Raw genomic sequence first — 13201 nt, 5'->3', positions numbered from 1 at the left:
TATTGCGGTTGTGTTTTATATATTCTTTTCCGGTTATAAATGCAGGTTTTGCAATATCAGCAGGGTTCTTTTCTGCTTCAAACCAGGCATCCTTATCTGTAAAAACCGCCTGAAATGCCACTATTTGTAAATCATCCTCAAGCGCCCTTCCTAAAATCGTATTCAGGCAGTTATAAGCCAGGTAATCATCTGCATCCATGAGGTAAATGTATTTACCGGTTGCAAGTGTAAAACCTCTGTTGCGCGAAGCATCAGGACCTACGTTGCTGTGCGAATGTAGAAATACCGGTGCGCCGGAATCCGTAAAATTCTGTACACGTTCTGGACTACTGTCCGTAGAGCCATCGTTCATAATCAAAACCTCAAAATCAGCAGGGTTTAAACCCTGATTGAGGATACTTTCTATACACCGCTCGATGTAATTTTCGGCGTTGTACATGGGTATTATTATGCTTAAAGACTTGCTCATGGCTATCGTGATTTGAGAGCTGCAAAGATGAAGTAATTAACAATGTATGCCAACCTAATTTAGCAGAAATAACTATGCAGCGGTTTCTTTATGTTTGGAAAAAAGTATGCAGTTATTAAGACCGTGGTACGGCAACCTTGAGTTTTTTATCGCTCAGTTTAACCTTGACATGGTTGCTTTCCCCCATATATTCGCCATCTATCTGAAATGCAATTTCCTTCGCACTGGTAATCGTGGCTTCTTTGGTTCGCACCATGCTCACAAATTCTGGATCCATTTCCACTTCGCCATAAAGCGTTTTTGCGATCTCGATAAAGTCAAGCTTTTTAAAAACCAAAACTTCAAATTGTCCATCATTCACCTTTCCGGTTGGGTTGATATTTGCACCCGTTCCGAAGGAATTTGCATTCGCAATGGCCAATAATATGCCTTCTTCGGTCGTTTTTTGACCATTGGCCTCGATTTCGAACGTAAAAGGATATTCGGTTTTTGAAAGGGTAGGGATGGCGCTGAGCATATAGCCCAATTTTCCGCGTATGCGGGAATCCTCATAGTTTTTTATCAATGCCGCGTTAAGGCCAAGATCTGCAATGTGAAGGCTCACCGTATCGTTGAGCAACAAAATATCCATGATGATAAAATGGTCATCTAATGCAATCTCCACCAGTTTTTCCATATCGCCCTGAATACCCAGGTTTGTGGCAAGGCCGTTTGCTGATCCTGCCGGGATTATACCCAGGGGCAATTGCTGGTCTTCCAGCAGTTCTGCCACCATTTTCACCGTCCCGTCGCCACCGGCCACAAGCAGCCGAGCGGGATTTGTTTCCTTGATACTTTGGGTTATTTTTTCAGCATCGTTGTTGCCATCGGTTTTGTGAACGACGAGTTGCATATCGCGCTGTTGAACGTGCTCGCGTATTTCTTCAATCATTTTGTCCTTATCGCGATCTCCTGAAATGGGATTTACGATAAGAAGTATTTTGTTAGTTGTTGCCATTGCAGATACTTTAGTATATTTGGTTGTTTTGATGGAGAAATCTCCAGAATAATGTTGGGTATTCCAGAACTACAACAAGTCTAAATCCTCTGATTTTACCGTTGCAGTCAATTTTAAAAGTACTCTTAAATGTATAGTATAGTGTGAAATTAGATTTAAAATTATATCGCGGTTACGTAAACGATGAGCAGTTGACGGTTTTTGGACATTTGTTCCAGTCCTGGGCCCCAGATAAGTATAAACTGGACCGTAGGGGCATTCGTCATGCGTTTTCAATATTTCATATGTTCCGTATAGAACCTCTGGTCAATAAAGAGGTGCAACTGCTTTTTAAAGATATTGCCATTACCACCAGGACAATGGACGATGGTTATTTCAGGTTTTCGGTTCCCTTTACGGAAACCTTGAATAGTGGCTGGCATACCTATCAGGTTATTTACAATGAAGGTGGCTTCGGAATAACCGATACACAGGAACTTCTCAAGCCTTTTCCCGGAAAGCTTGGCATTATCTCAGATATAGACGACACTTTTCTGGTTTCCCACAGCAATTCCTTTTTTAAAAAGTTGTATGTGATGCTTTCAAAAAATATCAATAAACGCAAACCGTTTCAAAATGTCGTTCAGCACTATAAATTTTTAAGCCTTGCTGGAAGGAGTGGCAGCCCGGGCTTCAATTCCTTTTTCTATGTGAGCAGCAGCGAGTGGAACCTGTATGCCTTTATTGAGGAATTTGCCCAGCTCCACGAACTGCCCAAGGCGGTCATCAAGCTTAAAAAAATAAAAACGCGCCTGCTTGACTTTTTTAAAAGCGGCCGTGGCGATCACGATCATAAATTTGTGAAGATTAAGGATATTATCAATTATTACCCAAATATTGAATATGTATTGCTGGGGGATGATAGTCAACAGGACCCCTTTATCTACGAGCGCATCTGCAAATTATTCCCCATGAACATACGCGCTGTATATATCAGGCAAACGGGTAAGGCGGAGCGTGATGCGGTGGGGCAGGCGCTGCTTACAATGAATGAAATGGATGTTTCCGTTTGTTACTTCAAACATAGCGAAACTGCGATTGCACATTCCCGGGAAATTGGTCTTATAGACGCGGAATCTACTTTGAAATAACCGCAACAAAAAAGGTTTTCAAACATATATTAAATGTCTGAAAACCTTTAAAAAATGGTTCAAAAAGTGCTTTAAATGGTCCTTTTTTGGCTTATTTGAGCTGAAAGGTTTTGATTTCCTCAAATGGTGAGAAATCAAGGTTTTTCATTTCCATTTGGTATGTTTGCCATTCCGTTTTGTAGAAAGTATTGACACTGTTCAAAGCATCTTCCAGCGCTGATTTTGCCTGGGCTACCAATTGATTTTCCGTAGTAGTTAGTCCGTCTTGCCGACTTTCAACATAATTTTGCGCGGTCCCTATACGTTCCATCACACGCACGGTGGGATCTAAAGTTATACCCTGGCGCTCATCTATTTCCCCAAGAAACAAGGCGATTTCAGATTCAATCTTTTTAACGATGCTATCTGAATTCTTGATCGCGTCACTATATTTTTTCTCATTTCTATCCTTGAGGCGTTTTTTGTAATCTTCCGCCGTATTTTTACTCATTACGAGTTGTTTTACCGCGTCTGCACTGGCCTGCGTATATTCTTCCAGTTTTTTTGCGGCAGTATATTGTTCTTCAATTGCAACGTTGTTGACTTGTAAACGAGGATCGCTCTCCACGATGATATTTTCCTCACTGCTCAGGTCGCCGTATTGAAGGACGATTTTATAGGTTCCCGGTTTAACCGAAACCCCGCCCGGTTCCTCATCCTGCTTGCTCAGGGTACGTGAAGGGCGTTCACTTCCTTTTTCATCCATCGCCCAACTCGTGGTGAAAATGCCGGTAGAATCTGGTGCTTTTTCTTTCAGGGTGCGAATGAGCTTTTCATCATTATAGATGTTGACATAGAGAGAATCCCATTTTACCGTATTTTCTTCTGAAATCTGTTCATTTTCAGCTGATTCTTCAGGCTTTTCAATGGTTTTTTCTTTTTCTTTCGGATTCAGGAAATAAGTGATTTTTGCACCAAAATCCCGATTTTTTCCATTAAAAATGGCATCTGCGCCAAAACGGCTTCCGTTAGGCTGCTGAAAAGCTGGTTTGTAGGCAACCGGCATAGGGAATACGTGTAGTCCGGTAGATTTATCGGCTTCGATCTGGTTGAGGATAGTTTTGTCTTTAGCCAGCGCGCGCAGGGGTTTGATATCATCAATAACCCAAAGCGATCTGCCAAAAGTCCCCAGGACCAGGTCATCTTCCCGAGGATGAATCACCATATCCTTAACGGGAACGGTAGGAAAATCCTTGTTCCATTTAGACCAATTTTCACCGGCATCAATGGAAATATAGAGTCCGTCGTCTGTCCCTAAAAACATTAAATTGGGTTCCTTTTCATCCTCAATAATAGAAAGGCTGTAACTCTGCACATCTTCATCATCTACAATCTTATCCCAACTTTTACCATAATTGGTCGTGCGGTAAACGTAGGGTTTGTAATCAAATCTCCTATAATTGTTTGCTACAAGCAAGGCTTCGCCCTTGTTCTTTTTTGAAGCTTTGATCTGCGCAATCCAGCTACCTTCCGGAAGGTCTTTTAAGTTATTGGAAACATCGTTCCAGTTATCACCATTGTCCTGAGTATAGAAAACCTTGCCATCGTCAGACCCTGTCCATAACATTCCCTTTTCAACTGGAGAAGGCTCAATAACAAGAATCGTGGTATGATTTTCTGCACCGGTAGCATCCATGGTCAGGCCGCCGCTTTCGCTTTGTTTCTGCTTTTCTGGATTGTTTGTGGTCAAATCTGGTGAAATAATTTCCCAGGTCAGCCCTTTATCAGTCGATTTGTGCACAAACTGACTCCCAAAATAGAGTGTGCTGTTATCAAAAGGATCAATATTAATGGCTGCATTCCAGTTGAAACGCAATTTCACTTCAGGATCTGGGTGTGTGGGTCGCACGAGATAGTTGTTTCCGGTTTTCCAGTCGAAGCGGCTCACATAACCTTCCTGACTCATAGACCAGCCATATTGACTATCATCTGGATCTGGAACTACGTCAAAACCATCGCCAAAGGAAATTTCCTGCCAGTACGCATTACGTATCCCCTGAGCCTTCCAGACATAAGCGGGGCCGCGCCAACTCCCGTTGTCCTGCATCCCGCCATAAACATTATAAGGATACTCGTTATCTACCGCAACATGATAAAATTGACCTACCGGAATATTTTCCGCAAAGCGCCAGGTTTTTCCGCCGTCCCGGGTAATATTGAGACCGCCGTCATTACCGTCTATCATAAAATCAGGATTGGTGGGATGAATGTACCACGCGTGGTGATCTGGGTGCACGCCATTGTCTACCCCATAGGCGGGCATCAGTTCTTCAAAAGTGCGCCCGCCATCTTCTGAAACATTAATATAGGTAAACACCGAATAGAGCAAATTCTTATTTTTTGGGGACGCGTGTATTTCGCCATAATAAAAAGGGCGGTTCCCAATTTCGTTCAATTTTTCGTTGACCACCTTCCAGGAATCCCCTCCATCTTCAGATTTGTAAAGTCCGTTTTTCTTGGCTTCCACCAGGGCATAGACCGTATTGGGTTCGCTGGGCGCAATGGCAATTCCTATTCTGCCCAGATTGCCTTCCGGCAGCCCATCTTTTGCTTCTTTTTTAGTCCAGTTTTCACCGCCGTCGTAAGTAATATAAAGACCAGATCCCGTCCCGCCAGATTTGAAAAACCAGGGTTCGCGCTGGTGTTCCCACATAGCCGCGATAAGCTTGTAAGGATTTGTGGGGTCCATTACAAGTTCTGCCGCACCGCTTTTTTCATTGGTAAAAAGGATTTTGTTCCAGGTTTTACCTCCATCTGTTGTTTTAAAAACGCCACGCTCTGGGTGCGCGCCCCACGGCGAGCCAATGGCAGCCGCGTAGACGATATCAGCATTTGTGGGATCAATGATTACCCTGTAGATGTGGCGCGTTTTCTCAAGCCCCATGGACTTCCATGTTTTTCCACCGTCTAATGATTTGTAGATACCATAACCACCATTCACGCTATTTCTGGGGTTTCCTTCCCCCGTTCCCACCCATATTACGGCCGGGTTTGATTGTTGAATGGCCACCGCGCCGATGGAAGCCGTGGGCTGATCTGTAAAAATAGGCTTCCAGTTTACTCCCGCCGAAGTAGATTTCCATAGTCCGCCAGAGGCAGAACCAGCATAAATAATATCTGGATTCGCGGTCACAACGTCTATAGCGGTAATCCTGCCGCTCATTCCCGCCGGACCGATGTTACGGGGTTGCATGGTTTTTAGCAGATTCATATCCATTTTCTGGCTAAAACAGACTGAAAATGAAAGCAATAGTAAAAGATGTAAAATTTTTCGCATAATAGTTGGTTGGTTTGATCTCGTTAAGATCACAAATTAGCAAAAAAACGGATAGCAATGGCGTTACATTTCTACCAGAGAATTAACGTAAGCTTAGGTAGTGCTTAGCGTATGTTTAACGATTTCTCAGTTATCTTTGACAAAAATTAATTAATTAGAGAACTATGAAAAAATTAATAACTGGTTTAGCCGCTGTAGCTTTACTTTTCTCTGCATGTAAGGAAAATAAGAAAACGACTGACGATCAAATGGATTCAACTACAGAAGAGCAAACCATGACCACAGATACGGAGACTATGGAAGATGGTGAGACCGTTGCTGACATTGCAATGTCAAACGACCAATTTTCAACCCTGGTTCAAGGCGTACAGGCTGCTGGTTTAGGTGAAACCCTTCAAAGTGACGGTCCCTTTACTATCTTTGCCCCTACAAATCAGGCATTTTCTAAACTTCCAGAGGGTACCTTGGAAACTTTACTGAAACCAGAGAATAAAGAAAAATTGACAGGTATTTTGACCTACCACGTCGTTGCTGGTGAATACGGTGCAGCAGATATTACAAAAGCCATTAAGGAAAATGATGGCGAATTTGAGATCACAACATTAGAAGGTGGTAAACTTATTGCTTCTTTAGATGGAGACAAAGTGATCGTTACTGATGCGAATGATGGTCAGGCAACTGTAGAACAAGCGGATATAAAAGGCAGTAATGGTGTTATTCACGGTATAAATACCGTATTAATGCCTAAAAACTAGGCTAGAAGACATTTTAATGTTTGAAATCCTCCGTTTTCGGGGGATTTTTGTTGTTTCCTATTACTGGGTGGATATTTTGAATTAACTAAATCTTATACCTTGTGATAAGAAATTTCAAGTGATATGTAATATTTTTAAATGAAACGACTGAAGATATAAAGCTGTTGAAAGTTCGTTAGTAGGACTTTATTGCGATTTTGTAATGGTTCAAAATGACCTTTAGGTTTTCAGTTTAAAAGAAGTAGATGCTATGCAAAATGATATCCACAGGAAAGGCTTTGTCTTTAAAAACTACGAGGCCCCTCAACAGACCCCATTTGAAAATTTATTGGAAATTTTTAAAGAATTAATCACCCATACTTCCGGAGATTTTGACGAAGCGATGGATTGGTTAAAGGAACTTGATAAAGAATACAAACTCACCACTCCAGAATATACATTAGACGATTTTGTTGAAGAGCTTAAAGCCAAAGGTTATATTCGGGATGAAATAAAACCTGACGGTGAGGGAGGTATGGCGATTACGGCAAAGACCGAACGTGAAATCAGAAAACGTGCCCTGGATCAGATTTTCGGCAAATTAAGGAAAAGCGGCAGTGGTAATCACCGTACCAGTCAGATAGGAAACGGAGATGAACATACCGGTGAATTTCGGGAATTTCGTTTTGGTGATCCGTTGGAAAGGGTTTCGATGACCGAAAGCCTCAAAAACGCCCAGATCAATCACGGTATGAATGACCTGAACCTCACGCATGACGATCTTGTGGTAGAACAGACCCAGCACAAATCACAGATGAGCACGGTACTGATGATTGACATCAGTCACAGTATGATCCTTTATGGTGAAGATCGTATAACCCCCGCAAAAAAGGTGGCCATGGCCCTCGCCGAACTCATAACCACACGATATCCCAAAGATACCCTGGATATCCTCGTTTTTGGAAATGACGCCTGGCCCATAAAAATCAAGGATCTTCCTTATTTACAAGTTGGGCCTTACCATACCAATACCGTTGCAGGATTGCAATTGGGCATGGATATGTTGCGCCGCAAGCGTAATACGAACAAGCAGATCTTTATGATCACAGATGGTAAGCCCAGTTGCGTTCGGGAAGCAGACGGTTATTATTATAAAAACAGTGTGGGCCTTGATGATTACATTGTAAACAAATGTTATGATCAGGCACGACAAGCCCGTAAATTAAAAATTCCCATTACCACGTTTATGATCGCAGAAGACCCCTACCTTATGAAGTTTGTAAGGCAGTTTACCCAGGCAAATCAGGGTAAAGCGTTCTATACCGGTCTGCAGGGGCTAGGGGAAATGATTTTTGAAGATTACGAAACCAATAGAAAAAAGAGAATTCGATAATAAGGCAGCGTATAACTAGTGATTAAAAATTTAAGATAAAGAGCCTTAAGAAAAGAAAGAAGTATATGAGCAAACCACAAATGAATACACTGGGAGCACTTAAAAATTCCGGTTATGAATCGAGAAGTATAAAAGAAGAGTTACGTAGTAACCTGATCAATAATATAAAAGCCGGTAAAAATTCCTTTGAAGGAATTCACGGTTATGAACACAGCGTAGTGCCAGAGTTGGAGCGTGCGATTTTATCAAAGCACAACATTAATCTTTTAGGTCTGCGCGGACAGGCAAAAACACGCTTGGCGCGTCTTATGACCGGTCTCCTTGATGAATGGATGCCCGTAGTGGAAGGTTCGGAAATAAATGATGATCCTTTGCGCCCCATTTCCCGTCATGCACGGGAATTGATCGAAAAAGAAGGGGAGAACACGCCTGTTGCATGGGTGCATAGAGATGAACGTTTTTATGAAAAACTAGCCACTCCAGATGTGACCGTTGCCGACTTGATAGGGGATGTAGATCCCATAAAAGCGGCCAACTTAAAATTGAGTTATGCAGATGATCGTGTTATACATTATGGTATGATCCCACGTGCAAACCGCTCTATCTTTGTGATCAACGAATTACCAGATTTACAGGCGCGCATTCAGGTGGCACTTTTTAATATTTTGCAGGAAGGCGATATCCAGATACGAGGTTTTAAACTTCGGTTGCCGCTGGATATGCAGTTTGTGTTTACCGCAAATCCCGAAGATTATACAAACCGTGGAAGTATAGTTACTCCGTTAAAAGACCGTATAGGCTCACAGATTTTGACGCATTATCCTGAAACAATAGAAATCGCACGTACGATCACCCAGCAGGAGGCAAAAAGGGACGAACGTCAAAAAGAGACATTATATGTTCCAGAATTGGCTAAAGATTTATTGGAGCAAATAAGCTTTGAAGCGAGACATAGCGAATATGTGGATGCAAAAAGTGGTATAAGCGCCCGTATGAGCATTACTGCTTACGAAAATCTTTTAAGTACGGCAGAACGTCGCGCCATGCTGGCAAATGAGGATAAAACTTCAGTGCGTTTAGGCGATTTTATAGGGATGATCCCTTCCATTACCGGTAAGGTAGAGCTGGTTTATGAAGGCGAACAGGAAGGAGCCGCAAGCGTTGCCCAAAATTTAATAGGTGATGCGGTTAAAACACAGTTTGTGCAGTACTTTCCGGAAATCAAAAAACTGGAACAAAAAGACAAGAAAGGTCCTTATGACGAGATTGTAAGTTGGTTTTTTGACCAGAGCGAATTTCAGTTGCTCGATGATCTTTCAGAACAGCAGTATAAAGATTTATTGGATTCGATAGAACCTTTACAGGATTTGCTTGATGAATATCAACCCGATTTTCCAAAAGAAGATCGTTATTTTCTAAAAGAACTCGTGCTTTGGGGACTTGTTGAGTTCAAAAAATTAAGTAAATACAGGATGTCACAGGGCATGCGCTTTAAAGACCTTTACGGAAGTTATATCAATGGATTATAGTATCACGTAAAGCGTTCCTACGGCGCGGAACATAATAAAACGATTTAAAAAACCCTCTAAAACGGCCAATAATTGGTCATTTTAGAGGGTTTTTTTTATGTTTGACTTAATATATTTTGAACTATTGATCTATTCATAAATAGATTGGCATAAATGGAATATGAAATTATGTTGAATTTAATAGTATTAAAGCCATTTATTGGGCAGATATACTCAATTTTGCAATCAAATTTTTATCATGAGTGCAAATATCAAAGGCTTTCTATATATAGCCATTGGGGCAGCCAGTTACGGTATGTTGGCCACCTTCGTAAAATATGCCAATAACAACGGCTTCGGGACTGGCGGACTCGTATTTTCCCAATATCTTTTTGGTGCACTGGTACTTAGTGTTATCAGCTTTTTTATATCAAAAAAATCCAAGGAAGTCAATAGGGAACAGGTACAGACTAAAAACCCAAAGCTCAAGCTATTGCTATTTGGTACTTCACTGGGATTCACCAGTAGTTTTTATTATCTCTCCATTCAATACGTGCCCGTTTCGGTAGGTATTATTTTATTGATGCAAACCATCTGGATGGGCGTGATTCTTGAATTTTTTATCGCTCGCCATATGCTCAATACAACCAAGGTCATTGGTGCTTTAATTGCCATTATAGGTACATTGTTTGCAGCAAAAGTATTTGAAAGTTCTATTTCCATTGACTTAAAGGGAATTGGTTTTGGACTGCTTGCCGCCATGAGTTATACGGCAACCATGTATGCTTCTAACCGGGTGGCGCTTCAATTGCCCATAATTACACGTAGCAAATACCTCGTCATCGGCGGACTCCTGGTAATAGTATTGTTCTGGAATTTTCAGATTTTAGAAAGTATGAGTTGGATGATTTTCCTGAAATGGGGAAGTTTTTTAGGGATTTTCGGAACCATTTTACCGCCTATTTTATTCAATAAAGGTTTCCCTGAAATGGGAACGGGACTGGGGAGTATAATCGCATCGCTTGAAATTCCTGTCTCTGTTTTCAGTGCTTATTTAATTCTTGGTGAAAATATAAGCGCCCTGCAATGGCTGGGAATTACGATCATATTATTTTCTGTAGTATTGATTAATCTGAAAAGTATAAAAACAGAATAACGACGGAAGATTTAGGAGTAAATCACCTGATTTTTAGCTCAAAATCGAGGTTTTTAGGCTAAAAAGGGCAGTTTTTGGCCATCATTTTGATTGTTTAGAAGACCTGTAAAGTAATCCTTCAAATATTAATTCAACGGGAACTCGTATAAATTTCCGCCAGATTGCGCCCGTCTTTCGTCAGCAATAAAAACAGTAACAGAATCTTTGAATGTAATAGCTTCTTTCTTTGAGTCAAAGTTTAATGGAAGTTTTATAATAGTTCCATTAAAGAAATCGTCTCCTTTAAAATCAGTTACCTTATAAATAGCATTGTAAGTCAGCAGTAATAAAGTACCGCCATCCTGGGATAAGACCGCACTGGTTACCGCACAGTTAATGCTGTCATCGCACAATTGATAGCTACTAATAGGCTTGATATTAAAATTTCCTTCTTGTGCAGGGACTTTATAGACTTTTGTAATTCCATCAAAATCTTTACGTTCCCTATTGTGCGTAAAAAAATAGAAAAAGTCATCTTTATAAATGAAGGCCTCGATATCAAAGTTTCTATTGTCCAGTTTTGCAGGGAAATTTTGTTGATCTGCGAGCGTAAAGGTAGTTTTTGTAGCGTATGCCGTATCGACTTTTTTTGAGAAAGAGGAAATATTTTCTACTGTGTAAATAGTTTGATCCTTACGTATGTTGTCATTATTACCAAAATCCCCAATAAATAGTCGGTCGTTGCCGTCTGTTGTAAGATCTTCCCAATCTTCATTCCTGGCATTTGCAATGTGGATTTGCTGTGTAATGCTACCTTCGGAATTTAGGCCGTAAACAATATTGGGGTTTGAATGATCTGCAATGGCGTATAGGGTAGGGTTGCCCTTATAAAAAGCAATTCCCGAAATCTCTGTGAGATCCCGGGATAATGATGCTTTCTTCGTTATATTTTCATAATCCTGACATCCTGCACACGCTAAAAATGCTGTGATTATGATAGGTTTTAAGTTCATGATTTATTCTGGATTGCTTTCGCCAGCATTGCTGCTACTAGTATTTCCCTGATCATTAGCAATGGTAAGCGTTTCAGACCTGAATTTATTTTTGCCAAAATCAAGCGTACGTATTGGAAAGGGTATATTGATATCGTGCGCGTCAAATTCCTTTTTAATGGCAATAATAGCCATATTTTGGGCTGTTAAAACATCACGTTTTTTAGCAACATTTACCCAAAAGCGAGTAACAAAATTTATAGAACTATCACCAAATTCCTGATAAAAGAATTCAACCTCTTCACCGTTTTCCTGCTTAAAAAGATTGTTTAGCGTTTTCAATGTCAGCTCCCGTACTTCTTCCAGATCACATTCATAACCTACACCACAATTTATAAAAACCCTTGATCGTTTTGTACGGGTATAGTTTTTAAAAGGAGAGTCCACGATTTTTGAATTGGGAATCACAACATAATTATTGTCAGATTCCTTAAGGATCACACTACGTAAATTAATATCCTCAACAGAACCAGCATAACCATTACTTTCGATCCAGTCGCCCAGTTGTAGTTGCGGTAAAAAGGAAAGCAGAACACCAGAAAAAGTGTTGCTTAGTGTACCTTGCAGCGCCAGACCAATGGCAAGTCCTACAACTCCCGCACCTGCAAGAACAGAGGTAAGAACCTTATCAAGGTCCATAATACCTAGTGCTATAAAAAAGCCAACAAGGGCAGTAACGGCAAAGGATGTTTTGCCAGCCATAACTTTTACACTTTGCTGGCCAACGTGGCGCATCAAAATCTGTCTTACAAATTTTGATACATATTTTGCCAGTATATAAAAGAGTATAAAGACTAAAACTGCCAATATGAAATTTGGCAGTTTTAAGATTATTGCTTCACCCCATCCCTGTAATTTATTTATCAGCTTATCGAGATCGAATCCCCATACGGTGCCAGCTGAACTTTCAGAAGTATCTTGAATCATAAAGGCAATTTACAATTTTTTATGAGAATCTGTTTTGTTCATTCTCCAGGCATCTAACATCCAGCTTGTTTTTTCCAGTTCGCGAATGTATGCACCTATTAAATCAATAGTACCTTCATCATTACCAGCATCTGCTGTTTCCACAACTTTACGCATTTGCTTAAGTATAGCGCCATGATCATCAAGTAAGATATCTACCATTTTAATATCCTTAGTATCACTGGAAGATTCCTTCAAATTGGAAATTTCCAAATAATCAGAATAGTTACTTGTGGGCTGATAGCGTAGGGTTAGGATACGTTCAGCAATTTCGTCCACTTTGAGTTTTGCATCGTCATACATCATCTCAAACTGTTCATGAAGATCAAAAAAGTTATGGCCTACAATGTTCCAGTGAAAATTACGGAGTTTTTGATAATATAAATGATAATCAGAAAGCAGGATGTTAAGCTCATCAACAGTTTCTTTTGTTTTTTTCGAATCTAAGTTTAAATAATTCATATACTAATTTTTTATTTTTTCAAATTTAAGATTGCTTTT

General features: G+C 40.5%; 11 protein-coding genes. 5 read left to right on the top strand and 6 right to left on the bottom strand.

Annotated elements, in window-relative coordinates; all coding sequences use genetic code 11:
- The coding region (locus P162_RS00385) for a glycosyltransferase family 2 protein (protein WP_031425130.1) at positions 1 to 469 on the bottom strand (469 nt) is incomplete at its 3' end.
- Between the two features lie 115 nt (positions 470 to 584).
- Positions 585 to 1466: a diacylglycerol/lipid kinase family protein gene (locus P162_RS00380; RefSeq protein WP_031425128.1), complete on the bottom strand. Its 882-nt coding sequence runs from the start codon at positions 1464 to 1466 to the stop codon at positions 585 to 587.
- A 143-nt stretch (positions 1467 to 1609) separates the two neighbouring features.
- Here P162_RS00380 and P162_RS00375 point away from each other — a divergent pair, with 143 nt between their 5' ends.
- The gene (locus P162_RS00375) at positions 1610 to 2596 is read left to right on the top strand and encodes an App1 family protein (RefSeq protein WP_031425126.1); all 987 of its coding nucleotides are present in this window, start codon (positions 1610 to 1612) and stop codon (positions 2594 to 2596) included.
- 91 nt (positions 2597 to 2687) lie between these two features.
- Here the strand turns inward: P162_RS00375 and P162_RS00370 are convergent, their stop codons facing one another.
- Positions 2688 to 5912: a WD40/YVTN/BNR-like repeat-containing protein gene (locus P162_RS00370; RefSeq protein WP_031425124.1), complete on the bottom strand. Its 3225-nt coding sequence runs from the start codon at positions 5910 to 5912 to the stop codon at positions 2688 to 2690.
- A gap of 164 nt (positions 5913 to 6076) precedes the next feature.
- Here P162_RS00370 and P162_RS00365 point away from each other — a divergent pair, with 164 nt between their 5' ends.
- From P162_RS00365 to P162_RS00350, 4 genes are all read left to right on the top strand, one after another.
- Positions 6077 to 6667: a fasciclin domain-containing protein gene (locus P162_RS00365; RefSeq protein ID WP_031425123.1), complete on the top strand. Its 591-nt coding sequence runs from the start codon at positions 6077 to 6079 to the stop codon at positions 6665 to 6667.
- A 250-nt stretch (positions 6668 to 6917) separates the two neighbouring features.
- Positions 6918 to 8039, top strand: a complete 1122-nt coding sequence (locus tag P162_RS00360) for a vWA domain-containing protein (protein WP_031425121.1) — start codon at positions 6918 to 6920, stop codon at positions 8037 to 8039.
- Between the two features lie 65 nt (positions 8040 to 8104).
- Positions 8105 to 9568 carry a sigma 54-interacting transcriptional regulator gene (locus tag P162_RS00355; protein WP_031425120.1) on the top strand — a complete coding sequence of 488 codons (1464 nt, stop codon included), beginning with the start codon at positions 8105 to 8107 and terminating at the stop codon, positions 9566 to 9568.
- Between the two features lie 238 nt (positions 9569 to 9806).
- Complete coding sequence (locus P162_RS00350) at positions 9807 to 10703, top strand: EamA family transporter (protein WP_031425118.1); 897 nt, start codon at positions 9807 to 9809, stop codon at positions 10701 to 10703.
- A gap of 125 nt (positions 10704 to 10828) precedes the next feature.
- Here the strand turns inward: P162_RS00350 and P162_RS00345 are convergent, their stop codons facing one another.
- The 3 genes from P162_RS00345 to P162_RS00335 are packed head-to-tail and all read right to left on the bottom strand — an operon-like array spanning position 10829 to position 13162.
- Entirely contained in the window at positions 10829 to 11695 is an 867-nt protein-coding gene (locus tag P162_RS00345) for a hypothetical protein (RefSeq protein ID WP_081868347.1), read from the bottom strand.
- Between the two features lie 3 nt (positions 11696 to 11698).
- Positions 11699 to 12661 (bottom strand): mechanosensitive ion channel family protein, encoded by a 963-nt coding sequence (locus P162_RS00340; RefSeq protein ID WP_051907700.1) that lies wholly within the window; start codon positions 12659 to 12661, stop codon positions 11699 to 11701.
- Positions 12662 to 12670: 9 nt separating this feature from the next.
- Positions 12671 to 13162 (bottom strand): Dps family protein, encoded by a 492-nt coding sequence (locus P162_RS00335; RefSeq protein WP_031425113.1) that lies wholly within the window; start codon positions 13160 to 13162, stop codon positions 12671 to 12673.
- Positions 13163 to 13201 lie beyond the last annotated feature (39 nt).

It is taken from the genome of Flavimarina sp. Hel_I_48 (assembly GCF_000733945.1).
In the GTDB taxonomy this organism is placed as follows: Bacteria; Bacteroidota; Bacteroidia; order Flavobacteriales; family Flavobacteriaceae; genus Leeuwenhoekiella.
Note: the sequence above shows the minus strand (reverse complement) of the source record. Positions and strands in the feature narration are given on the sequence as shown.